Origin of the sequence: Micromonospora sp. SD12, from assembly GCF_052068495.1 — a bacterium.
GTDB classification, from domain to species: domain Bacteria; phylum Actinomycetota; class Actinomycetes; order Mycobacteriales; family Micromonosporaceae; genus Micromonospora; species Micromonospora echinofusca.
In genome coordinates, this window is the sequence record NZ_JBQHDF010000004.1 from 1 (window position 1) to 23,843 (window position 23,843).

At 75.1% G+C, this 23,843-nt stretch carries 17 protein-coding genes and 5 tRNA genes; 12 read left to right on the plus strand and 10 right to left on the minus strand.

Going from position 1 to position 23,843, the window contains the following annotated elements:
• The first annotated feature begins 375 nt into the window (after positions 1-375).
• The 3 genes from ACTMS2_RS09905 (at position 376) to ACTMS2_RS09915 (ending at position 4,760) form a co-directional block, all read left to right on the plus strand.
• Positions 376-1,233 (plus strand): universal stress protein, encoded by an 858-nt coding sequence (locus ACTMS2_RS09905; RefSeq protein ID WP_441175156.1) that lies wholly within the window; start codon positions 376-378, stop codon positions 1,231-1,233.
• A gap of 96 nt (positions 1,234-1,329) precedes the next feature.
• Positions 1,330-3,732, plus strand: a complete 2,403-nt coding sequence (locus ACTMS2_RS09910; protein ID WP_441175157.1) for a phosphoketolase family protein — start codon at positions 1,330-1,332, stop codon at positions 3,730-3,732.
• A gap of 155 nt (positions 3,733-3,887) precedes the next feature.
• Positions 3,888-4,760 (plus strand): universal stress protein, encoded by an 873-nt coding sequence (locus ACTMS2_RS09915; protein WP_089003609.1) that lies wholly within the window; start codon positions 3,888-3,890, stop codon positions 4,758-4,760.
• Between the two features lie 42 nt (positions 4,761-4,802).
• Here ACTMS2_RS09915 and ACTMS2_RS09920 read toward each other — a convergent pair whose 3' ends face one another.
• Positions 4,803-7,145 (minus strand): heavy metal translocating P-type ATPase, encoded by a 2,343-nt coding sequence (locus ACTMS2_RS09920; RefSeq protein ID WP_441175158.1) that lies wholly within the window; start codon positions 7,143-7,145, stop codon positions 4,803-4,805.
• 191 nt (positions 7,146-7,336) lie between these two features.
• Here ACTMS2_RS09920 and ACTMS2_RS09925 point away from each other — a divergent pair, with 191 nt between their 5' ends.
• The gene (locus ACTMS2_RS09925; protein WP_441175159.1) at positions 7,337-8,347 is read left to right on the plus strand and encodes an Acg family FMN-binding oxidoreductase; all 1,011 of its coding nucleotides are present in this window, start codon (positions 7,337-7,339) and stop codon (positions 8,345-8,347) included.
• A 139-nt stretch (positions 8,348-8,486) separates the two neighbouring features.
• Positions 8,487-10,118: a GAF domain-containing protein gene (locus ACTMS2_RS09930; protein ID WP_441175476.1), complete on the plus strand. Its 1,632-nt coding sequence runs from the start codon at positions 8,487-8,489 to the stop codon at positions 10,116-10,118.
• A 41-nt stretch (positions 10,119-10,159) separates the two neighbouring features.
• Here ACTMS2_RS09930 and ACTMS2_RS09935 read toward each other — a convergent pair whose 3' ends face one another.
• Positions 10,160-10,798, minus strand: coding sequence for a response regulator (locus ACTMS2_RS09935; protein WP_101414802.1), 639 nt, complete (start codon positions 10,796-10,798; stop codon positions 10,160-10,162).
• A 177-nt stretch (positions 10,799-10,975) separates the two neighbouring features.
• Between ACTMS2_RS09935 and ACTMS2_RS09940 the strand changes: the two genes are divergently transcribed.
• The gene (locus ACTMS2_RS09940) at positions 10,976-11,950 is read left to right on the plus strand and encodes an Acg family FMN-binding oxidoreductase (RefSeq protein ID WP_441175160.1); all 975 of its coding nucleotides are present in this window, start codon (positions 10,976-10,978) and stop codon (positions 11,948-11,950) included.
• Between the two features lie 59 nt (positions 11,951-12,009).
• Here the strand turns inward: ACTMS2_RS09940 and ACTMS2_RS09945 are convergent, their stop codons facing one another.
• The 3 genes from ACTMS2_RS09945 to ACTMS2_RS09955 form a co-directional block, all read right to left on the minus strand.
• On the minus strand, positions 12,010-13,020 hold the full coding sequence (locus tag ACTMS2_RS09945; protein WP_441175161.1) for an NAD-dependent epimerase/dehydratase family protein: 1,011 nt from the start codon (positions 13,018-13,020) through the stop codon (positions 12,010-12,012).
• A gap of 173 nt (positions 13,021-13,193) precedes the next feature.
• Positions 13,194-13,268 (minus strand) — tRNA-Val (locus ACTMS2_RS09950).
• 48 nt (positions 13,269-13,316) lie between these two features.
• Positions 13,317-13,389, minus strand: a tRNA-Gly gene (locus ACTMS2_RS09955).
• 163 nt (positions 13,390-13,552) lie between these two features.
• On the opposite strand from ACTMS2_RS09955, the gene ACTMS2_RS09960 reads away from it, so the two are divergent.
• Complete coding sequence (locus ACTMS2_RS09960; RefSeq protein ID WP_441175162.1) at positions 13,553-13,792, plus strand: DUF6458 family protein; 240 nt, start codon at positions 13,553-13,555, stop codon at positions 13,790-13,792.
• Between the two features lie 287 nt (positions 13,793-14,079).
• Here the strand turns inward: ACTMS2_RS09960 and ACTMS2_RS09965 are convergent.
• From ACTMS2_RS09965 to ACTMS2_RS09975, 3 genes are all read right to left on the minus strand, one after another.
• Positions 14,080-14,154, minus strand: a tRNA-Val gene (locus ACTMS2_RS09965).
• 13 nt (positions 14,155-14,167) lie between these two features.
• A tRNA-Cys gene (locus ACTMS2_RS09970) sits at positions 14,168-14,238 on the minus strand.
• Positions 14,239-14,272: 34 nt separating this feature from the next.
• Positions 14,273-14,345 (minus strand) — tRNA-Gly (locus tag ACTMS2_RS09975).
• 315 nt (positions 14,346-14,660) lie between these two features.
• Here ACTMS2_RS09975 and ACTMS2_RS09980 point away from each other — a divergent pair.
• Both ACTMS2_RS09980 and ACTMS2_RS09985 read left to right on the plus strand, forming a co-directional pair.
• On the plus strand, positions 14,661-15,263 hold the full coding sequence (locus ACTMS2_RS09980) for a TetR/AcrR family transcriptional regulator (RefSeq protein WP_089003611.1): 603 nt from the start codon (positions 14,661-14,663) through the stop codon (positions 15,261-15,263).
• An 81-nt stretch (positions 15,264-15,344) separates the two neighbouring features.
• Positions 15,345-15,920, plus strand: a complete 576-nt coding sequence (locus tag ACTMS2_RS09985) for a TIGR03086 family metal-binding protein (protein ID WP_441175163.1) — start codon at positions 15,345-15,347, stop codon at positions 15,918-15,920.
• A gap of 40 nt (positions 15,921-15,960) precedes the next feature.
• On the opposite strand, the gene ACTMS2_RS09990 is transcribed toward ACTMS2_RS09985, so the two are convergent.
• A complete protein-coding gene (locus ACTMS2_RS09990) occupies positions 15,961-17,136 on the minus strand; it encodes an alkane 1-monooxygenase (RefSeq protein WP_441175164.1) in 1,176 nt (391 codons plus the stop codon).
• A 261-nt stretch (positions 17,137-17,397) separates the two neighbouring features.
• On the opposite strand from ACTMS2_RS09990, the gene ACTMS2_RS09995 reads away from it, so the two are divergent.
• Entirely contained in the window at positions 17,398-20,328 is a 2,931-nt protein-coding gene (locus ACTMS2_RS09995) for a M36 family metallopeptidase (RefSeq protein WP_441175165.1), read from the plus strand.
• Between the two features lie 203 nt (positions 20,329-20,531).
• Here the strand turns inward: ACTMS2_RS09995 and ACTMS2_RS10000 are convergent, their stop codons facing one another.
• The gene (locus ACTMS2_RS10000; RefSeq protein ID WP_441175166.1) at positions 20,532-21,398 is read right to left on the minus strand and encodes a hypothetical protein; all 867 of its coding nucleotides are present in this window, start codon (positions 21,396-21,398) and stop codon (positions 20,532-20,534) included.
• Positions 21,399-21,679: 281 nt separating this feature from the next.
• Here ACTMS2_RS10000 and ACTMS2_RS10005 point away from each other — a divergent pair, with 281 nt between their 5' ends.
• Positions 21,680-22,348 (plus strand): class I SAM-dependent methyltransferase, encoded by a 669-nt coding sequence (locus ACTMS2_RS10005; RefSeq protein WP_441175167.1) that lies wholly within the window; start codon positions 21,680-21,682, stop codon positions 22,346-22,348.
• Positions 22,349-22,357: 9 nt separating this feature from the next.
• Positions 22,358-23,521: a cytochrome P450 gene (locus ACTMS2_RS10010; RefSeq protein WP_441175168.1), complete on the plus strand. Its 1,164-nt coding sequence runs from the start codon at positions 22,358-22,360 to the stop codon at positions 23,519-23,521.
• Positions 23,522-23,843 lie beyond the last annotated feature (322 nt).

A 23,843-nucleotide genomic window follows, 5' to 3' on the forward strand; every position in this document is an offset into this window, starting at 1 on the left:
TGTAACGACCCCGCCCCGCCCACGATTCCGCCCCCACGATGCCCCCGATCACACGCCGAAACCGGACATCCGCGCCGATGCGACGCGATGACGACCGGCCGGCGACACCGCACCGGACGCCCCGCCACGACACCGGACACCCCACGCAGTCGGATGCGGCGACGACTCGCAGCAGATCTTGGTAGATACCGGCCCCTGGAGGGGCACGTTCCTACCAAGATCTCCCCGGACCCGGACCCGGACCCGGACCGGACCCGGACCGGACCCGCAACGGCAGACCCGGCAGGCCACGACACGCGATCCCGCCCCACCCACGTACGGACGCGACTAGCCTCGACAGGAGGGCCGGGCGCGACGCCTGCGGAGGTGATTCGGATGGCCGCATCCACCGACGCGGCGGTGCTGGTCGGGCTCGGCACGGAACGCAACCTGCCGGTGGTTCGACTGGCGGCGCAGGAGGCCGCCGCGCACGGGCGTCCGCTGTGCCTGTTGCACGCGTTCGACTGGGCGGCCGCGCTGGAGGCGCCGTCGGTCGCGGGGCCGCGCGCGGACGCCGAGGAGCTGATCTCCCAGGCCACGCAGATCGCCAACGAGGTCGAGCCGGCGCTGCCGGTGAGCAGCGAGATCGTCGAGGGTGCCCTCGTCCCCACCCTGGTCCGCCGGTCGGAGTCGGCGTTCCTGCTCGCCGTCGGGGACGGCGGCATGGCGGCCAGCGGCGAGTGCGTGTCGGTCGACGCACCGGCGGTGCAGCTCGCCGCCCGGGCCGGCTGCCCGGTGCTGGTGGCCCGCCGGGATCCGCCGCCTCAGGGGCCGGTGCTGGTCGGGGTCGACGGCTCGGACAGCTCGCTGGCCGCGCTGGAGTGGGCGTTCGAGTGCGCGGCCGGGCGGGAGGCGCGACTGTTGGCGGTCCGCGTCGTCGAGCCGGAGGACGGCGACGAGGATGCCGGGCCACTGGTCGGGATGGTGGCGCGCTCGGCGCACCGGTTCCCGTCGGTGGCCACGGAGTGCCACACGATCCGGGGTGACCCCGGCACCGTCCTGGTGGAGCAGTCCCGCTCGGCGCAGGTGGTGCTGGTCGCCTCCCGGGGCGACGAGCCGTGGCGGGGCATGCTCGGGGCGGTGAGTCAGGCGCTGCTCTACCACTCCCCCGCGCCGCTGATCGTGGTGCGCGGGCTGACGGGAATTCCGGTGGACGGGCGCAATGCCCGCCACCCACGGGACCAACGGCCCTGATCCACATCGGCGTCGACCGGAGATGCTGAGGCCGGCCCGGACGAATCCGCGCTCTGAGGATGCAGGATTCCCCTACCCGCGAGAGGCTCATGCAGTATGGACACCGCTCTCGACCTGCACGGCCCCCTGACCGAAGACGAGCTGCGTCGGCTGGACGCCTACTGGCGGGCGGCGAACTACCTGACCGTCGGGCAGATCTATCTGCTGGGCAACCCGCTGCTGCGCGAGCCGCTGGCCCCCGAGCACGTCAAACCGCGCCTGCTGGGCCACTGGGGCACCAGTCCCGGCCTGAACCTGCTCTACGCCCACCTCAACCGGGTCATCGTCGCCCGTGACCTGTCGGCCCTGTTCGTCACCGGCCCCGGTCACGGCGGCCCGGCGATCGTCGCCAACACCTGGCTGGAGGGCACCTGGAGCGAGGTGTACCACCACATCGGCCGCGACGAGGCCGGCATGTCCAGGCTGTTCCGCCAGTTCTCGTTCCCCGGCGGCATCCCCAGCCACGTGGCCGCGGAGGTGCCGGGTTCGATCCACGAGGGCGGCGAGCTGGGGTACGCGCTCAGCCACGCCTACGGCGCGGCGTTCGACAACCCCGACCTGCTGGTGGCCTGCGTCATCGGCGACGGGGAGGCGGAGACCGGTCCGCTGGCCGGGAGCTGGCTCTCCAACGTCTTCCTGAACCCGGCCCGGGACGGGGCGGTGCTGCCGATCCTGCACCTCAACGGCTACAAGATCGCCAACCCGACGGTGCTGGACCGCATCCCCGAGGACGATCTGCTGGCCATGATGCGCGGCTTCGGCTACGAGCCGTACGTGGTCGCCGGCGACGACCCGGCGACGGTGCACCAGGCGCTCGCCGGCACGCTGGACCGGGCGCTGGACGAGATCGCCGCCATCCAGCGGCGGGCCCGCTCGGGCGGCGCCGTCGAGCGCCCCCGCTGGCCGATGATCGTCCTGCGTACGCCGAAGGGCTGGACGGGGCCGCACGACGTCGACGGCAAGCAGGTCGAGGGCACCTACCGCGCGCACCAGGTGCCGCTGTCCGAGGTACGCAAGAACCCGGAGCACCTGGCGGAGCTGGAGCGCTGGCTGCGCAGCTACCGGCCGGAGGAGCTCTTCGACGCCACCGGCGCCCCGGTCGCCGAGCTGGCCGAGCTGCCGCCCCGGGGCGAGCGGCGGATGAGCGCCAACCCGGTCACCAACGGCGGGCTGGTGCTGCGTGACCTGGTGCTGCCGGACTTCCGCGACTACGCCGTCGACGTGCAGCGGCCCGGCGAAACCGTGGCCGGGGCGACCGGCGCCCTCGGCCCGTGGGTACGCGACGTCATCAGCGCCAACCCGGAGACGTTCCGCCTCTTCGGTCCGGACGAGGTCGCCTCGAACCGGCTCGGCGCGGCGTTCGAGGTCACCGACCGGGCCTGGGTTGCCGGCACCGTGCCCGGCGACGACCACCTCTCCCCCGACGGACGGGTGATGGAGGTCCTCTCCGAGCACCTGTGCCAGGGCTGGCTGGAGGGCTACCTGCTGACCGGCCGGCACGGCATCTTCACCAGCTACGAGGCGTTCATCCACATCGTCGACTCCATGCTCAACCAGCACGCGAAGTGGCTGAAGGTGACCCGGGGCATTCCGTGGCGCAAGCCGGTGGCCTCGCTGAACTACCTGCTCTCCAGCCACGTGTGGCGGCAGGACCACAACGGATTCTCCCACCAGGACCCGGGCTTCATCGACCACGTGATGAACAAGAAGGCCGAGGTGGTACGCGTCTACCTGCCGCCGGACGCCAACACCCTGCTCTCGACCATGGACCACTGCCTGCGCAGCCGGCACTACATCAACGTGGTGGTGGCCGGTAAGCAGCCCGCCCCGAACTGGCTGTCGATGGACGAGGCCGTCCAGCACTGCCGGCGCGGCATCGGCATCTGGGACTGGGCCAGCACGGACGCCGGCAGCGAGCCCGACGTGGTGCTGGCCTGCGCGGGCGACGTGCCGACCCTGGAGACGCTGGCCGCCGCCGACCTGCTGCACAAGCACCTGCCGGAGCTGAAGGTGCGGGTCGTCAACGTGGTCGACCTGATGCGGCTCCAGCCGCCGACGGAGCACCCGCACGGGCTGTCGGACAAGGAGTTCGACACCATCTTCACGCGCGACAAGCAGGTCATCTTCGCGTACCACGGCTATCCCTGGCTGATCCACCGGCTCACCTACCGCCGGACCAACCACGCCAACCTGCACGTGCGCGGCTACAAGGAGGAGGGCACCACCACCACGCCGTTCGACATGGTGATGCTCAACGACCTGGACCGCTTCCACCTGGTCATCGACGTGATCGACCGGGTGCCGGGGCTGGCCGACCGGGCCGCCCACCTGCGGCAGGAGATGGTCGACGCGCGGCAGTCCTGCCGGGACCACACCCGCGAGCACGGCGAGGACGACCCGCGGGTCGCGGAGTGGCGCTGGGTGCGCGAGACGGACCCAGGGCTGCGGGGTGACCAGTGAGCGCGAGGAGTGAGCTTGCGAGCCCCGCAGTCGCGCACGAAAGGCGAGCCCAGTGAGCGCGAGGAGTGAGCTTGCGAGCCCCGCAGTCGCGCACGAAAGGCGAGCCCAGTGAGCGAGCTGCGAACCCCCGAGGCAGTGAACGAGAGGTGGACCCGATGAGCGGCAACGAGATCCTGGTCGGCTACGACGGCTCCGCCGACGCCTCCGCCGCGCTGGAGTGGGCGTTGGAGGAGGCCGGCCGCAGCGGGCGGCCGGTGCGGTTGGCGTACGTCTTCGAGTGGCTCACGGTGGCCGGCTGGATCGGCCCCGGCGTCGCCCCCGGCATCTGGCCGGACGAGACGGCCCGCCGGCAGGTCGAGGAGCTGGTCCGCAAGGCGGCGGCGGACGCGTCCGCCGCGCACCCGGAGCTGACCGTCACGGGCGAGGTGTTCGACGGGCCGCCCGCGCTGGTGCTCCAGGAACGCTCGGCGCAGGCCGACCTGCTGGTGCTGGGCACCCGGGGGCACGGCGGCTTCGGCGGGCTGCTCGTCGGCTCGACCGCGGTCGCCGTGGCCGCCCACGCGCACTGCCCGGTGGTGGTCGTGCGCGGCGAGGCCGCCGCCGGTGGGCGCAGCGGGCACGTGGCGGTCGGTGTCGACGGCTCCGACTGTTCGCTGCTGGCGCTGGGCTTCGCCTTCGAGCAGGCCGCCGCCCGGCGGGTGCCCCTGCACGTGGTGCGGGCCTGGCATCCGCCGACCGGCCAGCGCCCGCCGTCGGGCCCCGAGGCGCGGGAGGCCGCGGCGGCCGACCGGGCCGAGCTGGACGAACCGCTGGCCCGGTGGGGCGCGACGTTCCCCGACGTGCCGGTCACCGTGGAGGTGGCGGAGGGGCGCCCGGCGTCCCTGCTGGTCGACGGCAGTCGCAACGCGTGCCTGGTGGTGGTGGGCACCCGGGGCCGGGGCGGCCTGAAGGGGATGCTGCTCGGTTCGGTCAGCCAGCAGCTCATCCAGCACGCGCACTGCCCGGTGGCGGTGGTCCGGGAACGCTGAACGGGAGGCCCCCCGCCGACGTGCGGGGGGCCTCCGGCACGGTCACCGGGTCTCGGCCGGCTCCGCGGGGCTGAGCGAGAAGTAGTCCTCCTCCTCCTGGGCGAGGTGCAGCCGCAGGATCGCCTCCAGGCCGTAGAGGGTGGCGAGCAGGTCGGTGAGCTGGTCGCGGCGCAGCGGGCCGTCGCCGGCCTGCGCGAGGTGGGCGCCGAGCCGCTCCACCAGTCGCCGGATCTCCACGTGGGCGCGGCTCATCGTCGAGGTCGCCTCGGCGCTGCCCAGCGGGTCGGCCAGCGCCGGGTAGAGCTGACGTTCCTCGGCCGCCTCGTGCGGCAGCACCTCCCCGGTCAGCCTGCGGTGCGTCCCGCGCAGCGCCGGCAGGCACTGCGGCGCGTCCGGTGCGGTGGCGACCAGGTCGGCGGTGTCCCGCAGAGCGGCGAGCACGTCGCGGACGCCGCCGTGTTCGGCCGCGTACCGGTCGAGCAGTTCGCGGGTGCCCGGCGGCACGTCGCGGCGGCGCAACCCGCCCCCGAGGGCGCGCAACGCGTTGAGGATCACCAGCACGTCGATGCCCTCCTGGAGGAACGCGCCGGCGACCGGGGGCAGCCGGCCCAGCGCGGCGGCCAGCATCGCCAGCACCGCGAGGCCCATCCCGACGGTGGCGCTCTGCACCGCGATGCGGCGCGCGTACCGGGCGATCTCCACCGCGTCGGCGAGCCGGTCGAGCCGGTCGACGGTGAGCACCGCGTCGGCGACGTCGGCCGAGGCGGTCGCCCCGGTGGCGCCCATGGCCACGCCCACGTGTGCCTCGGCGAGGGCGGGGGCGTCGTTGACCCCGTCGCCGACCATCACGGTGACCGCCCGGCGCGCCTCGGCGCGTACGCGGGTCGCCTTCTCCGGCGGCGAGCACCGGGCCACCACGTCGTCCACGCCGACCACCCGCGCGACCTGGGCGGCGACGTCGGGCCGGTCCCCGGTGACCATCACGATGCGCCGCAGCCCCGCCTCGCGCAGCCGGCGCACGGTGCGGCGGGCGTCGGGGCGTACCGGGTCCTCCAGCAGGATCGCCCCGAGCGGGCCCCGCTCGCCGCTGACCCACACCACCGAGCGGCCGGCCAACTCGGCCCGGGACCGGGCCCGCCCCGCCCAGTCGGGCAGGTCGCCGTCGAGTTGACCGACCCGGACCTGCCGCCCGTCGACCGACCCGCGTACGCCCCGGCCCGGCTCCTCGGTCACCCCCGCCGGCTCGGTCAGCGGCAGGCCCCGCTCGCGCGCCTGCGCCACCAGCGCGCGGGCCAGCACGTGCGGGGAGAGCTGCTCCACCGAGGCGGCCAGCCGCAGCACGTCGTCGCGGTCGCCGTCGGGGGCGGCCACCACCTCGGCGGCGCGGGGGCGCCCCGCCGTCAGCGTGCCGGTCTTGTCGACCAGCAGGGTACGGGCCCGGCCGAGCAGTTCCAGCGAGCCGCCGTCGCGGACCAGCACGCCACGTCGGGCGGTACGCGACAGCCCCGACACGATGGCGATGGGGGTGGCCAGCAGCAGCGGGCACGGGGTGGCGACCACCAGCACGGCCACCGCCCGGACGAACTCGCCGGAGAGCAGCCAGCCCAGCCCGGCCAGGACCAGGGTGAACGGCACGAACGCGGCGGCGTACCGGTCGGCGAGGCGGACCATCGGCGCCTTGTGGGCGGTCGCCTCCTCGGCCAGCCGGACGATCCCCGCGTAGGTGCTCCCCGCCGCGTCGCGCGTCGCGCGCATCGGAAAGCCGGCGCCGGCGTTGACCACGCCGCTGGCGACCTGCTCGCCCGCCGCGCGCCGCACCAGCCGGGACTCGCCCGTCACCACGGACTCGTCGAGGGTCACCGGCTCGTCGACCTGCCCGTCGACCGGCACCACGTCCCCCGGGCCGACCAGCAGCCGGTCCCCCGCCACCACCCGGTCCAGCGGCACCTCCTCGACGCCCCCGCCGGGGGTACGCCGGCGGGCGGTGCGGGGGGCGCGGGCGAGCAGCGCACGCAGGTCGCGGGTCGCCCGCCCCTGGGCGTACGTCTCCAGCGCCCGCCCGGTGGCCAACATCACCGCGATCACCGCCCCGGCCAGGTACTCCCGGACGACCAGCGCGCCGACCAGGGCCAGCACGGCGATCACGTCCACCCCGAACTGCCGGCGCCACAACTGACGCAGCACCGACCAGGCGGCGGGCGCCAAGGCGGCCACGGTCGCGGACGCCCACACCGCCTCGGCCGCGTCCCGCCGCCCGGCGAGGCTCAGCGCCGCCCCGGCCAGCACCAACGCCGTCACCCCGGCCAGCGGTGCCCAGAGCAGCAGGCGCGACCGGTCCCGCCGTACCGGCTGCTCCGGCACGCACTCCCGCGGCTCCGTTCCCACCTGCGGATCGTCTCAGCGCCCACCGCGCCCCGGAGGGCATCCGGGCGAACCGGAGGGGGGCGACATGCCCTGCGGCGCCGGGACCTGCGTACCGTGCGTCGGCACGGCCGATGGCGCAGGATGGAGCGGCAACCCCGCCCGGGGCACCGTCGGGCTGGGGCACGATGGGGAGAAACGGAAAGGTCGTGACCATGAGCCACGAGACGCCGGCGACGGATCGTCCGCTGACCACCGCACTCGCGGAGGCCGCCGCGACGGCCGGGCACGCCCCGTCGCTGCACAACAGCCAACCGTGGCGGTGGCGCGTCCTGCCGGACGCGCTGGAGCTGCGGGCGACCCGCGATCCCCGGCTGGCGGCCACCGACCCGGAGGGCCGGCTGGTGGCGTACAGCTGCGGGGCGGCGCTGCACCACGCGCGGGTCGCGCTGACCGCGGAGGGCTGGACCGCCGTCGTGGAGCGGATGCCCGACCCGGCCGACGGGGACCTGCTGGCCCGGCTGACCGGCTTGGCCCACGCGCAGGCCAACCCGGAGGCCATGCGCCTCGTGCAGTGCATGCAGGTGCGGCACACCGACCGGCGCCCGGTCAGCGACGAGCCCGTGCCGACCGCCGCGCTCGGCGAGATCGCGTCGGCGGTCGCCGCCGAGGGCTGCCAGCTGCAGTTCCTCGACCGCGACAACGTCCTGGAGCTGGCCGCCGTCGCCAGCCGCGCCGCCTCGGTCGAGGCGGAGGACTCGCAGCTGCGCGAGGAGCTGGAGTACTGGACCAGCCGGGCCGGCACCGGCACCGGACTGCCGCCGGAGGTGCTGCCCGCCGAGGCGCCCCGGACCACCGTGCCGGCCCGTGACTTCGGCCGCCCCGGCACCCTGCCCGTCGGCCCCGGGCACGACCGGGCGGCCGTGTACGGGGTGCTCTACGGCGACGAGGACGAGCCGGACAGCTGGCTGCGCGCCGGCGAGGCGCTCTCGGCCGCCTGGCTGACCGCGACCCGGCTCGGGGTCTCCGTGGTGCCGCTGAGCGGGGTGGTGGAGGTCGGGGGCACCCGGCAGACGCTGCGCGGGCTGCTGGCCGGCCTCGGCTACCCGTACCTCGTGATCCGGTTGGGGCTCGCGGACCCGGCGCACGCCGGCCCGCCGCACACCCCGCGCCTGGACGTCGCGCAGGTCGTCGACACGTCCGCGGTGCGCTCCCCCGACGCGTAGCGAAGCCCGGGCCACGGCCACCGGGCGATACCATCGCCCGGTGGCCAGCACCCCGAATCCCCGCCCCGAACCGCACGTGACCCCCTCGCTGGGGCTCAGCCCGCTGTCCCGGGTGCGGCTCGACGAGCTGCTCCAGGAGATGCTGGACCGGGTCGGCGAGGTGGTGACCAGCCGGGAGCGGCTGCGCGCCCTGCTCGACGCGGTGGTGGGCATCGGCACCGACCTGGACCTGCGCAGCACCCTGCAACGGATCGTGCAGTCGGCCTGCGAGCTGGTCGGCGCCCGCTACGGCGCGCTCGGCGTGATCGGCCACGACCGCCTGCTGCACGACTTCATCACCCACGGCATCGGCCCGGAGCTGCACGCCAGGATCGGTGACCTGCCCCATGGGCGGGGCGTGCTGGGCCTGCTCATCGACGATCCGCGTCCGCTGCGGATGCCCGACATCACCCAGCACCCGAAGTCCTACGGGTTCCCGCCGCACCACCCGCCGATGCACAGCTTCCTCGGCGTGCCCGTACGCATCCGCGACCAGGTGTTCGGCAACCTCTACCTGGCCGAGAAGCAGGGCGGCGCGGAGTTCACCGAGGACGACGAGGAGATCGTCGTCGCGCTCGCCGCGGCGGCCGGCGTGGCGATCGAGAACGCCCGCCTCTACGCGCTGGCCCACCGCCGGGAACGCTGGCTGGCGGCGACCGCCGAGATCACCGCCGTGCTGCTGGGCGAGGTACGCCGCACCGACGCCCTCACCCTCGTGGCGCGACGCGCCCGCGAGGTCGCCGAGGCCGAGGTCGCGCTGGTGCTGCTCTACGACCCCGACGCCGAGGAGTTCACCGTCGAGGTGGTGGACGGCGCCGACGAGCAGGCCGCTGCCCTCGTCGGCACGGTGCTGCCGGCGGCCGAGACGAGCTTCGCCGCCGCCGTCGTCGAGGGCCGGCACGACCGGGTGGACGACCTGGCCCACGCCGCGCCCTGGCCGGCGCTGCTGCGCACCGGCCCGGCGATGGTCGCGCCGCTGGCCACCGCCGACACCCTGCACGGGGTGCTGGTGATCGCGCACCGGGCCGACCGGGCGCCCGTCGCCAACGACGACGACATGGCCCTGCTGGGCAGCTTCGCCGGGCAGGCCGCGCTGGCCATGGAACGCGCCCGCGGGCAGGAGGAACGGGAGCTGCTGGTGGTCCTGGAGGACCGCGAGCGCATCGCCCGGGACCTGCACGACGTGGTCATCCAGCGGCTCTTCGCCACCGGCCTGCAGTTGCAGAGCGCCGCCCCGATGACGACGAAGCCGGAGGTCGCCCGGCGGATCAACGCGGCGGTCGACGACCTGGACGCCACGATCAAGGACATCCGCCGCACCATCTTCGAGCTGCGTACCCCGATGAGCGCGGCGCTGCGCACCGAGATCCGCGAGGCGATCGAGGTGGCCGCCGAGTCGCTCGGTCACCGTCCCCGCCTGGAGCTGAGCGGGCCGATCGACAGCGCCGTGCCCGACGCTGTCCGCCCCGACCTCACCGCCGTGCTGCGGGAGGCGCTCTCCAACGCCGTACGGCACGCGCGGGCCGACCGCGTGGTGGTGGCGGTACGGGTCGACGCCGGCCGGGTGACCGTGACCGTCACCGACGACGGGGTGGGCTGCGATCCAGCCGCCGCGCGGGGCGGCCTGGTCAACCTGCGCGAGCGCGCCGAGCGCCACGGCGGCGAGTTCCACGTACGCCGGGCCGAGCCCCGCGGCACCGAGGTGTCCTGGTCGGTGCCGCTAGGCGACTGAGCCCGCGGCCGTCAGGGGGTCCTGCCCCACAGGCGGGTCGGTCAGGGGGTCTTGCCCAGCAGGCGAGTGGCGAGGACCGCCGCCTGGGTGCGGCGCTCCAGGCCCAGCTTGGCCAGCACGCTGGACACGTAGTTCTTCACCGTCTTCTCGGCCAGGAACATCTTGCCGGCGATCTCCCGGTTCGTGAGGCCCTCGGCCACGTACTCCAGGATCCGCCGCTCCTGCTCGGTGAGCGACTTCAGCTCGCGGGGCTGCTCGACGCCGCTGCGGATGCGCTCCAGCACCCGGGTGGTGATCGCCGGGTCGAGCAGCGACTGCCCGGCCGCGACCCGGCGCACCGCGTCGACCAGGTCGGTGCCGCGGATCTGCTTCAGCACGTAGCCCGACGCGCCGGCCATGATCGCGGCGAAGAGCGCCTCGTCGTCCTCGTACGAGGTCAGGATCAGACCCTTGATCGAGGAGTCCACGGCCCGCACGTCCCGGCACACGTCGATGCCGTTGCCGTCGGGCAGCCGCGCGTCGAGGATCGCCACGTCCGGCCGCAGGGCCGGGATACGCCGGGCCGCCTCCTGGGCGAGGCCGGACTCGCCGACCACCTCGATGTCCCCGCTGCTCTCCAGCAGGTCGGCAAGGCCACGACGGACGACCTCATGGTCGTCGAGCAGGAACACGCGGATCATCCCTCGTTTCTACCCCCGCCCACCGCTTTCCGCACGGGCCGAAGGTCCCGAACCGGCAACACCCGCGCCGCCCTGCGGGACGGGACGTCCGGCCCTGCCCGGGATCCGTCGTCGTGACGCACCGTGGATACGTACCACCCCCGCCGGCGCAGGACCTGTCACGGAAGGAGCACGACCATGGACACCGGCTTCACCGTCGAGCAGCTACGGGCCGCCGCCACCGACGCCGTCCGCGCGCCGTCGCTGCACAACACCCAGCCGTGGCGGTTCCGACTGCGCGACGGCGGCATCGAGGTGCTCGTCGACCCGGCCCGGCGCCTGCCGGCCACCGACCCGAACGGCTGGGGCGTCCGCATCGCCTGCGGGGCGGCCCTGTTCAACCTGCGGCTCTCCCTGGCCGCGGCCGGCACCCCGGCGAAGGTGCGGCTGCGCCCCTACCCGGCCGAGCCGGACGTGGTGGCCCGGCTGGTCCCGGACGTGCCGCGCCGCCCCACCCCCGCCGAGCAGGCCCTGCACGCGGCCATCCCCCGCCGGTTCAGCAACCGTGCGCCGTTCTGGCCCGACCCGGTGCCCGCCGACGCCCGCTGGCGCCTCGCCGAGGCGGCCCGCGCCGAGCAGTGCTGGCTGGAGCTGCTGGTCGGCGTGAGCGCCGTGAACGCGTTCGCCGAGATCGCCCGCAGCGCCCACCGGGTGCTGGAGCGCAGCCCCGAATACCGGGCCGAACGCCAGGAGTGGGTACGCGCCACGCCCGCCCCGGACGGCATCCCGGCCGCTTCCGGCGGCCCGCAGGGCGAGCCGCAGGACCTGCTGCCCTCCCGGGGCTTCGGCGGGCTCAACCGGGCACCGGGGCGGGACTTCGAGCCGGAGCCGCTGGTCGCGGTGCTCGGCTCGCCGGGCAACACGGCCGTCGACCAGGTCGTCGCCGGGCAGGCGTTGCAGCGGGTGCTGCTGACCGCGACGGACTCGGGGCTGTCGGTGTCGATGCTGTCCCAGCCGATCGAGGTGCCGTCGGCGCGCGAGCAGCTGCGGCTGTCGCTGGGACGGTTCGGTACGCCGCAGATGGTGATGCGCGTCGGCTACGGCCAGCCGGGCTGGCCGACCCCGCGCCGCGAGGTGGACGAGGTGCTCGATCTGGCGGTCGTCCGGTCCTGACCGGCAGCGGGCCGGCGGCGCCGCGTCACCCGGTCAGCGCGCGCAGCGCGTCGGCCCGCTCAGGCGCGCGTCGCGTCCGTGGCGGAGAGCAGCGCCGCCTCCCGGTCGGGGTCCAGGCCGACGGGGGCGCGCTGCGGTCGGCCCGCCCGGGGCGGGACGGTGCCGACCTCCCGCAGCCACGCCCAGGTGTCGGCGACCGTCTCGGTCACCGGACGGCAGGTCAACCCGGCCGCGTACGCCCGCTCGACGCCGCGCTCCTGCAACCAGCGGTACTCGTGCCCGACCGGGATCCAGATCGGCAGGTCGTTCCACGGCACGACACCGGCGGCCAGGATCGGCTCCGGATCGGTCCAGCGCAGCCGGGCGTCGGCGCCGGTGACCGTGACGCAGGCGTCGAGCAACTCCCCCATCGTCGCGTGCCCGGGGCGGCTGACCACGTTGAACGTTCCGCCCGTGCCCGCCGCGCCCCGGTCCAGCAGCCAACCCGCGAGGTCACGCACGTCGACGTACTGCACCGGCAGGTCGACCGGGCCGGGCGCCAGCACGTCCCCGCCCCGCGCAACGCGCGTCAGCCACCAGGGCAGCCGGCCGATGTCCTCCCCCGGCCCGAGGATCAGCCCCGCCCGGGCGATCAGTGCACGCTCGCCGAGCGTCTCCCGTACGGCCCGCTCGGCGCCGGCCTTGTTGGTCGGGTAGTCGCCGTCGTCGGCGTCCGGCTCCGCGTCCACCAGCGGGGCGTCCTCGCCCACGCCGGGGGCGACGGGCTCGGCGTAGACCGAGCCGCTGGAGACGTAGACGTACCGGTCGACCCGGTCGGCCAGCGCGCGGGCGGCGTCCCGGGCCGCGCGGGGCGCGCCGTCCCAGGTGTCGACCACCAGGTCCCACTCGCCGTCCGCAAGCGCCGCCAGGCCGTCGGGCGCGCTCCGGTCACCCCGCAACCGGCGTACGCCCTGCGGGGTCGCGCCGTGCAGCCCGCGGTTGAACGCCGTCACCGACCAGCCCCGGCGCACCGCCTCGGCGACCGTCGCGCCGCCCACGAATCCCGTTCCACCCAGCACCAGCAGCCTCATGCGCTCCACTGTGCCGGCTGCCGGCGGCGACGCGGTCCCGTGTTCACCGTCGGCGGATCTGCCCTCGGCAGAACCCGACGGGCTCAGGGCGTACGCGTGGTGGGACCGTCAGGGCGGTCCGCTCGCGGCGGTGTTCCCGCTCGCTGCGAGCACGGGACGGGTCGGCAGGCGGATGGTGGGCGATACTGGGTTTGAACCAGTGACCTCTTCCGTGTCAAGGAAGCGCGCTCCCACTGCGCCAATCGCCCGGGGTGACCGCCCGCTCCGGCGGACCGGAGCACGTGGGGCGGATCGCGAGCGGACGACGGGATTCGAACCCGCGACCCTCACCTTGGCAAGGTGATGCGCTACCAGCTGCGCTACGTCCGCGTGCCGCCGGTGTTCGTCGGCGACGAGGGAAACTCTACCCGACGGCAAGATCGCCTCACACGCCGCCCCGCCGGGAGCCCGACGGGGCGAGGATTGCGCTGCTCACGCTTCGGGTACTGAGGTCCATCGACAGCACACCACATCCCTGACGAAGGAGGCTGTCGTGGGTATCGGCACCAGCATCTTCCTGATCGCGCTCGGCGCGATCCTCACCTTCGCGCTCGACGCGAGCCTCGGCGGCCTCAACCTCGACGTCGTCGGGTGGATCCTGATGGCCGCCGGCGTGCTCGGCCTCATCATGACCACGCTCATCTGGGGGCGCCGCCGCAGGGTGGTCAGCACGGCCGAGCCGGTCGAGTACCGGCGGGTCGAGGAGCGTCGGGACGTCGCCCCGCCGCTCTGACGCGGCTCCACGCGGCCGCCGGAGCTGAACGGTCGCGCGGCACACCGTGGACGTGCCGGTCACCCTGCCGGGGTGGCCGGCACGTCGCGTCCGCGCAGCCCGTACGACCGGCACGACGTCGCCGGCCGGGTCGCGCCGTCGCGCTGGTCGATGTCGGCGGTGGTGCGCCGCCCGCGAGGCCTCCCGGGGGCGGGCCGTGGGCCCGGCGACCGTCCCGAGCGAGCCCCTCGGTTACCGGGCGAGCAGACGACGAAGGCCCGTCACCGGATGGTGACGGGCCTTCGTGCTGGTGGGCGATACTGGGTTTGAACCAGTGACCTCTTCCGTGTCAAGGAAGCGCGCTCCCACTGCGCCAATCGCCCTCGCTTGTTACCGAGGTGGGGACGGGATTTGAACCCGCGTACACGGCTTTGCAGGCCGTTGCCTCGCCTCTCGGCCACCCCACCGAGGTTGCCCCCGTCATGCGTGGCGGCAGCTCCGAGCGGACGACGGGATTCGAACCCGCGACCCTCACCTTGGCAAGGTGATGCGCTACCAGCTGCGCTACGTCCGCTTGTCTCCGGCGTTAACCGGTGACGGGTGAGAACTTTAGCCGAGCCGGCGAGCGGTTGCCAAATCGGGGTGACTCCCGGCGCGTCCGGCGGGAGTCGGGCCGGCTCGACCACGACGTGATCGGCTCCGACGCCGGTGTGCGGGTCGGGGTGAGGCCCGCCTCGCGCCCTAGCCTTCCTAGGAGGATGGGTCGCAATCCTCGGGCCCGCCTCGCGGCCGGTGAGGGCCCGAAACTGTCCGGCTTCCGACTGTATCGAGGCAACTGGACCGTGATCCGTAACTGCTCGTGTTCAGCCGGATGGGCTACGGTAACGGCGTGACGAGACGTGCGGCCGAGATCCGCCTGGATGCCCTGCTGCGCACGGCCTGTGACGTGATCGTGGAGCGCGGTCTGGCCAACACCCGCACGGCCGACGTGGCGCAGGCCGCCGGGGTGAGTCAGGCTCTGGTCTTCTACCACTTCGCCACCAAGGACCGGCTGCTCGCGCAGGCGTTCGCGTACGCGGTGGAGCAGGACCTGGCCCGGCTCGACGCGGTGATGCGCTCGAGCGCCCCGCCCCTGACCAAGCTCCGCCGGATCGTGCGGCTCTACACGCCGGCGGGCCGGGCGACGTCCTGGGCCATGTGGATCGACGGCTGGGCGGAGTCGCTGCGTACCCCCGAGTTGGAGAAGGTCTCCCGCCGGCTCGACCTGCGCTGGCGGGAGGACCTGGCCACGGTCATCGCGGACGGGGTCCGCGACGGCACCTTCGAGTGCGCCGATCCGGCCGGGGCGGCGTGGCGGATCAGCGCGGTGGTCGACGGGCTGGCGGTGCAGCTCGCGGTGCACGAGCGGGTGATCTCCCGTCGGCAGTTCGCCGAGTGGGTACGCCTGCTCACCGCCCGCGAGCTGGGGCTGGACCCGGCACAGCTGGACTGACCGGGCACGGGCGGCGGCCGGAGCGGCTGCGAAGCCGGCAAAACCGCTCGGCTGCCGGGGGCAGCCGGAACAATCGTCGGCATGGAGCCGCTGGAGACGTACCGCCGCAGCCTGGCCGAGTTCACCGACCGGGTGGACCGGGTCGGCCCCGACCAGTGGTCGGATCCCACCCCGTGCCCCGACTGGGACGTCCGGACGCTGGTCAACCACGTGGTGGGCGAGGACCGCTGGAGCGTGGCGCTGCTCGCGGGGCGGACGATCGAAGAGGTGGGCGACCGCTACGACGGCGACGTGCTCGGCCCCGACCCGGCCGGCACGGCCCGGGAGGCGGCGGGGCAGGCCGAGCTGGCCTTCACCCATCCGGGGGCGCTGGAGCGCACGGTGGCGCTCTCCTCCGGCGAGACCCCCGCCGACGAGTACCTGCACCAGTTGATCGCGGAACACCTGATCCACGGCTGGGACCTCGCCGTGGCGATCGGCGCGGACCCCCGGCTGGACGCCGACGCGGTCGCCGCCTGCGCGCGGTGGTTCGACCAGCGGATCGGCGACTACCAGCGGGGCCGGCTCGTCCGCCCGGAGGTCGACATGCCGGCGCGGGCGGACCAGCAGGACCGCCTCGTGGCCGCCTTCGGCCGCGACCCCGACTGGACGCCCTGAGGATCCCTCCGACGGCCAGCCGCCGCGACGCGGATCCGCGTCAGTCGACCCCCGGGCCCCGGCGGCGCTCCCGCAGTCGGCGCAGCGCCGGCGGGTGGACGTTGGCGAGGCTCAGGTCGCCGCCGTAGTGGGCGAGCACGCGGTGGTCCATCAGCCGCCGCCACACCGGCGGCACCAACGCGGCCACCACCATCGTGGCGTAGCCGGCGGGCAGCTGCGGGGACGACTCGAAGGTGCGCAGGGTCTGGTAGCGGCGCAGCGGGTTGGCGTGGTGGTCGCTGTGGCGCTGGAGCTGGAAGAGGAAGATGTTGGTCACGCTGCGGTCGCTGTTCCAGCTGTGCCGGGGGTCGACCTTCTCGTAGCGTCCGGCGGGGGTGCGCTGCCGGGCCAACCCGTAGTGCTCCAGGTAGTTGACCACCTCGAGCAGGGAGAACCCGACCACCGCCTGGAGCACCAGGAACGGCAGCACGCCCGGGCCGAAGGCGACGGCCAGCGCCGCGTAGAGCGCGAGGGTCATGGCGAACGCGTTGAGCACGTCGTTGCGCCACGTCCACGGGCTGCGGCCCCGCAGGCGGAACCGGGCCGCCTCCAGCCGCCACGCCGAGCGCAGGCTGCCTGAGACGGTACGCGGCCAGAACGCCCAGAAGCTCTCCCCCAGCCGGGCGCTGGCCGGGTCCTCGGGCGTGGCGACGCGGGTGTGGTGGCCCCGGTTGTGCTCGACGTGGAAGTGCCCGTACGCGGCCGGCGCGAGGGCCACCTTGGACAGCCAGCGCTCCACCGCCTCCCGCTTGTGGCCCAGCTCGTGGGCGGTGTTGATGGCGATGCCGTCGACCACCCCGATCGTGGCGACCAGGCCGGCCGCACCGGCCACCGTCAGGCCGCCCCGGGCCCAGACCGCGCAGCACAGCACGAGGGCCGCGTACTGGGCGGGCAGGTAGAGGTAGGTCAGCCAGCGGTAGTAGCCGTCGGCGGCCAACCGGGGCACCGCCTCGTCGGGCGGGTTGCGTCGGTCCTCGCCCACCAGCAGGTCGACCACCGGGATCAGGACGAACACGGCCGCCGGGGTGAGCCACCAGGCCCACGCGTCGCCGGTGGCCCGCCAGGTCGCCCAGCCGACGAACGGCAGCGAGGGGACGAGCAACGCCAGCGGCCAGAACGGCCGGCGGGCGTCCCGCCAGCCGGCGGCGGAGGCTGTCGCTGCGGGGTCGAGGGCCATGGCCGCCTCCGAATCTGTCGCGGTCCTCCCTCGACTGTGACAGCCGCCACGTCCGTGTACAAGGGACTGTTTTTGTCAAAAACGACGCGGGGGGGGGGGGGGGCGGTCCCGCGGCGCGGCGCCCGCACGGGCCGCGGGGCCGCCTTGAGTAGGCGCGCCCCTTGTTCCCGACCAGGCAGGCTGATATCCACAGATGCGCATGCGTAACCGCGCTGCGCGGGCCGGCGGAGAGCCGGCACCCCGCTCCCACGAGGAGGTCCCGTGGCACAACCGGAGTGGACACCCTGGATGAGCCGGCGCCGACGCCGGCTCATTCCCGTCCTGGCGGCGACCGCGGTGGCGGCCGCGCTGCTGCCCACCGGCCCCACCGCAGCCGCCCCGACCGGTGGCGCCTCCGCCGAGCGGCGCTCCGGCCCGTTCGCCGAGGGGCAGCACCAGCACGCCGACGTCGACAACCGCCCCGGCACCGCCGCCCCCGACGCGCGGCAGCGGGGCCTGGCGCGCAAGGCCGACCCGGACGCCCGCTGGAACCGGCTCGGCACCCCGCACGCGCTCGGCCCCGGCAGCGCGCCCCTCGCCACCGGCCTCCCCGCCGAGCCGGAGGCGGCCGCCCGCGCGTACCTCACCGGCCACCACGACCTCTTCGGCCTGGACGCCACGGCGGTCGACGCGATGGACCGGGTGCTGGTCCGCCCGATCGGCGCCGGCGCGGTCGTCACCCTCCGGCAGCGCTTCGGCGACCTGCCGGCCGGGCACGACGGCCTGGTCACCGTCGCGGTCGCCGGCGGCAAGGTCCTCGCGGTCAACTCCTCGCTGTCCCGGGACACCGCCGCGCCGGCGCCGGCCACCCTCACGGACGAGCAGGCGTACGCCGCCGCGCGCGCCGACGCCGGCCTGAGCGCCGAGGCGGTACGCAGCCACAGCGTCCGGGCCGTCGCCGTGCCCACCCCGCTCGACGGCCCCCGGGCCGCCTACGAGGTGACCCTGATCGGCGCCGACGCCGACCACCCGGCGGCGTTCACCACCTACGTCGACGGGATCACCGGGCAGGTGCTCGTCCGCGAGGACCTCGTCGACTTCGACTCGGACAACCCCAGCTGGGCGGTCTTCCCGGCCACCCCGCCGCGCGACCTCGGCCCCGGGCAGGACCCGCGGGTGCGCTGGTGCGGCGACCCCGCGCCGAACTGCGAGGCGGCCTTCCGCGACCCGGCCACCGGTCAGCCGTGGGACGTCGACGCGGCCACCGGCACGCCGACCGGCACCGCCCGCGGCAACTCCGCCAACACCGTGCTCTCCTGGGGCGGCGGCACGCCGGCCGTACCGGCCACGCCCAGCCCGGAGCGCCGCTACGAGTACCCGTTCACCGACCAGTGGCACCAGGCCCGCTGCAACCCCGAGGTCTTCACCTCGGCGCAGCGCAACGACGGCGACGCCGCGATCGCCAACCTGTTCGCCATGCACAACCGGATGCACGACTGGGCCTGGCACCTCGGCTTCACCGAGGCGACCTGGAACCTCCAGGCGGTGAACCTGACGCCGGAGGGGCGGGGCGGCGACGCCGAGCAGGGCCGCGCCCAGCAGGGCGCGCTCAGCGGCAACCGGAACAACGCCAACCAGGGCACGCCGCGCGACGGCCTGCCGCCGACCACCAACATGTACCTGTGGCAGCCGCAGGCCGGCGGGCCGTACCCGCCCTGCGTCGACGGCGACTACGACATGACGGTGATCGGGCACGAGTACACCCACGCCATCACCAACCGCATGATCGCCGGCCCGGACAGCGGCATCAGCGGGCACCAGGGCGGCTCGATGGGCGAGTCGTGGAGCGACCTGCTCGCCGCCGAGTACCTGTTCCAGCACGGGCTGCGCGCCCCCGGCGAGACGCCCTACGTCACCGGCGGCTACGTCACCGGCAACCTGGTCAGCGGCATCCGCAACCACGACTTCAGCCGCAGCCCGCTGAACTACTCCGACGTCGGCTACAACACCGGCGGTCCCGCCGTGCACGCCGACGGCGAGATCTGGAGCGCCACCAACTTCCGGGTGCGCGCCGCGCTGATGAAGCGCTACGGCGCCGGCACCCCGCAACGGCAGCTCGACTGCGCGCGCGGCACGGTGGCGGTGGAGCAGTGCCCGGGCAACCGGCGCTGGTCGCAGCTGGTCTTCGACTCGTTCCTGCTCCAGGCCGCCAGCCAGGTGAGCATGCTCGACATGCGGGACAACATGCTCACCGCCGACCTGCTGCGCTTCGGCGGCGCCAACCAGGACCTGCTCTGGGCCGAGTTCGCCCGCTCCGGGATGGGCCGCGACGCCGCCACCAACGGCGCCGCCGACACCGACCCGACGCCGAGCTTCGCCGCCCCCGGCGCCGACAACGCCGTGCTCACCCTCCGCCCGAAGGGCGACAGCGCGCAGGCGCCGATCCGGGTGTACGTCGGGGCGTACGAGGCGCGGGCGGTGCCGGTGGCCGACACCGACCCGGCCACCGCGCTGCCGGACACCGTCGAGCTGGTGCCCGGCACGTACCAGTTGCTCGCCGTGGCGCCCGGCTTCGGCCACCAGCGGCTGACCGTCGTCGCCAAGGCCGGCAAGCAGGGGTACGTCGACCTGCGGATGAGCCGGAACCTGGCGTCCACGGCGTCCGGCGCGACCGTCACCGGTGACGGGGTCAACCTCGACCGCATCGCCGACGACACCGAGGCCACCAACTGGGCCTCCCTCGACGGCGTGGCCGGCCGGCAGGTCACCGTGGCGCTGCCCGGGGACGCGCCGCAGGTCGTCAAGCGGGTGAACGTCAGCGCCATGCTGCGCCCGGCGATCGCCGGCGACGCCGACCCGGGCAGCCAGAACGCGCTCAGCGCGCTGCGCTCGTTCGCGGTGTCGGCGTGCAACGCGAAGACGACCGACTGCGCGGACGCGGCCAACTGGCGGCGGATCCACACCAGCGCACCCGACGCGTTCCCGGGCGGGGCGTACCGGGCGTACGTGCCCGACATCAACCTGCGCGAATTCCTGGTGCCGACCACGCTGGCCACGCACCTGCGGTTGGAGGTGCTCGCCAGCCAGTGCACCGGCGGCCCCGCCTACGCCGGTGAGCAGGACGACGACCCGGCGACCACCACCGACTGCGCGACGGCCAGCCCGGCGCGTACGCAGGTGCGCATCGCGGAGTTCCAGGCGTTCTCGAAGTGACCGCCCGTCGGGGCCGGTCGGCGTACCGGCCGGCCCCGATGGACCACCGCGCGCCGTCGATCCGGGCCAGGGTGAGGTCGAGGGCGGTCCCGCCGGGGCCGGTGCGGGCGGCCCAGCGTCGGGCACGCGTCCCGTGGCCCCGCTGGACCGCCGCCGGGCAGCCGTCCCGGTGGCCGTCGGACAGCCGTCCCGGTAACCGCCTGTCAGCGGCGCGCCGCCCGCCACCGTCCGGACGCGACGGGTCGTTCCCGGCGTCGGTCCGGCCCGGCGTCGGCGTCGCCCGCGCCGGCGGCCCGGGTCAGGTGGCGCAGCCGCAGCAGCAGGCCGAGGCCGAGCGAGAGCAGCAGCCCACCCAGCAGGAACGCGGCCTGCACCACCCCGAAACCGCCGGATTCCGCCACCGGCCGCCCCGCGCCGGCCGGGGGTGGCCCTTCGGACGCGGGCTCGTCGGTGGCGGGCTCCGCTCCGCGCTCCGTCGCCCCGGTCTCCGTCGCCCCGGTCTCCTCCGCCGCCGGTGGGGTCGGCTCGGGCGGGGTGTCGCCGGGCGCCGGCTCCCCCGTCGGGGCCGTCCGGGCGTCCGGTCCGACGACCGACCGCGTGGCCGTCTGCCGCGACAGCAGCCGCAGGCTCGCGTCGTACGCCTCGGCCGCCAGGGTGATCCGCCCCCGGGTGACGTCCCCCGCGAAGGCCACCCGGTAGCGGGCGGTGACCGTCCGCCCCGGGCAGAGCGTGCCCGGGTCGAGCCGGCGGTCGGTCAGCCGGGCCACGTCGCCCTCGGCGCGGACGTCCAGCGGGAACGAGCCGGCCTCCTCGATCCGGTCCATCCTGACCTGGTCGAGCCGGAGCCCGCGCACCCGCAGCACCATCGACCAGCGGACCTTGACGCAGCCGCCCTCGTCGCGGGAGACCACGGCGGAGACGGTCCGCACCCGGTCCCCGGCGGTGAACTCGTCCGGCAGGCCGCTCAGCTCGGTGGTGAAGGCCGCCTGCGCGGGCGCGGGCAGGCCCGCCCCGGCCAGGCAGGCGAGCACCACCCCGGCCCGTAGCGCGTACCGCCACACCGTCGCCACCCCGCCACCTCCCGTCCGTCGCCGCCACCCCGCAACGCTGCCAGCGCCGCCGGCCGGCCGGTAGACGGGCGTGTTCGCACCGGTCGCCAACCACGGGGCCCACTTTCACCGACGGTGGTGAACCGGTCACCCCTCCCCCGCGACACGCCGATCGTCCGACGCCGGCGGGTCGACGGCCGGGTTCGCGGGGACCGGCGGTGATGGGGACGGCGGCCGGGTCGCGGGGACCGGCCGGGGTGGCGGCGGTCGGCCGGTGCGGGTGAGGGGGGACAATCGCCGGCGTGTCCGAGCTCTCCACCGCCTTCGTCCGGCTGCACGCCAGCCTCACCCCCGTCGCCTTCGTCCCCGAGGTGCGGCTGCACCAGGCGGACGACGCCATCGGGCTGTGGGAGTTGACGGAGGGCGAGTTCCGCAGTTCGCAGCCGCCGCCGTTCTGGGCCTTCGCCTGGGCCGGCGGGCAGGCGTTGGCCCGGTACGTCACCGATCACCCGGAGCTGGTCGCCGGCCGCCGGGTGCTCGACCTCGCCGCGGGCTCCGGCCTGGTCGCCATCGCCGCCGCACGGGCCGGCGCCGCCGCCGTGCGCGCCGTGGAGATCGACGAGCTGGCCGTCGCGGCCGTCGCGGTCAATGCCGAGGCCAACGGGGTACGCGTCGACGCCGAACTCGGCGACATCCTCGACGGCGACGCAGGCGGGGCCGAGGTGGTGCTCGCCGGGGACGTCTTCTACAGCCAGGCGATGGCCAACCGGGTACTGCGTTTCCTGCTCCGGGCCGCCCGCGCCGGGGCCCGGGTGCTGGTCGGCGATCCCGGCCGCGCCTTCCTGCCGCACGACCGCTTCGACGAGCTGGCCGTCTACGACGTGCCGGTACCCGAGACGCTGGAGAGCGTACGGGTGAAGCGCACCACGGTGTGGCAGTTGCGGGCGGGGCTGCCGGGGTCGGGCGGCTAGCGTGTCGGCGTGCTGTTCCGGAGCTGGGCGCAGACCGCCGACGCGCACTGGCCGGACGTGGCCCGGGTGGCCGACCACGTGGGGGTCACGCACCTGGTGGTGACCCGGCACGCCCTGGTCCGCCAGGTGCTCACCGATCCGGCGACGTACCGGCCGGACAACGCGCTCGACGCGGTGACCCCCGTCCCGGTCGCCGCGCTGCGGGTGCTGGCCGGGCACCGGTTCCGGCTGCCGCCGACCCTGGCGAACAACGGTGGCGCCAGCCACCCGGCGATCCGGGCGATCGTCGCCGACGCCCTGCACCCGGGCCGGGTCGCGGCGCAGCGGCCCTGGCTGACCGGGCTGGTGCGGGAGCGCGTCGCGAGGATCGGCGCCGCCCTGGACGCCGGCACGCCGGTGGACCTGCACGCCGAACTCGCCGCCGACCTGCCGCTGCTGGTGCTGGCCCGGCTGGTCGAGCTGCCGGACGCGCCGGTCGGCGCGGTGAAGGAGTTCGCCCGCGCCGCGCTGGAGCTGTTCTGGGCGCCGCTGGACGCCGAACGGCAGCAGGCCCTCGCCGCCGAAGTGGGCCGCTTCCACCGGGTACTGCGGGAGTTCGCCGCGACCGGGGGTGGGCTGGCTGGCTCGCTGAGGGCCGCCGGGCACCCGCCCGACGTGGTGGTCGGCGCGCTGTTCTTCCTGCTGGTGGCCGGCCAGGAGACCACCTCGCAGTTCCTCACCCTGCTGCTGCGCCGGCTGGCCGGCGAGCCGGCCGTACTGGCCGGGCTGCGCGACGGCACCGTCGCGGTCGCCGACGTCGTCGAGGAGGGACTGCGGCTGGAGCCGCCGATCGTGACGTGGCGGCGGGTGGCGGCGCTCGACACCACGCTGGGCGCGACAGCCGTGCCGGCGGGCAGCAGCATCGTGCTCTGGCTGGCCCGCGCCGGCCGGGACCCGGCCATCGTCGAGGCGCCGGACGAGTTCCGGCCCGGGCAGCGCGGCTCCCGCCGGCACCTGGCCTTCGGGGCGGGCGCGCACCGCTGCGTCGGCGACCAGTTGGCCCGGATGGAGGCGGCCGTGGTGGTCGCCGAGACCGCCGCGCTGCTGGACGGGGTCACCGTCGTCCGCGAGCCGTGGTGCCCGGACAACCTGACCTTCCGCATGCCCGACGCCTTCGTCGTCCGCCGCCACTGAGCCGGCACACCCACGCCGTACCGCCGTTGTCCTGCGCCGACCAGAACGCCCAGGCGCGACCCACCACCCACGCCAGTGCCGCAAACCCTGCCACCCACTGACACGAGCGCTCGGTGATCAGGACGCCAAGGACCTTTCCCGGCGTTCTTCAGGTCCATGGCGTCCTGATCACCACTGGTGGGGCTGGGCGTGCGGGGGTGGGTTGGCGACCGGGTGAGCAGGTCAGGCGGCGGAGGGCCGGACGGGGGTGGGTGGGTGGTCGGACGGGGTGGGTGGGGCGGGGTCGACGAAAGTCGGGGGTGGGTGGTGCCGTTCGGGGGCG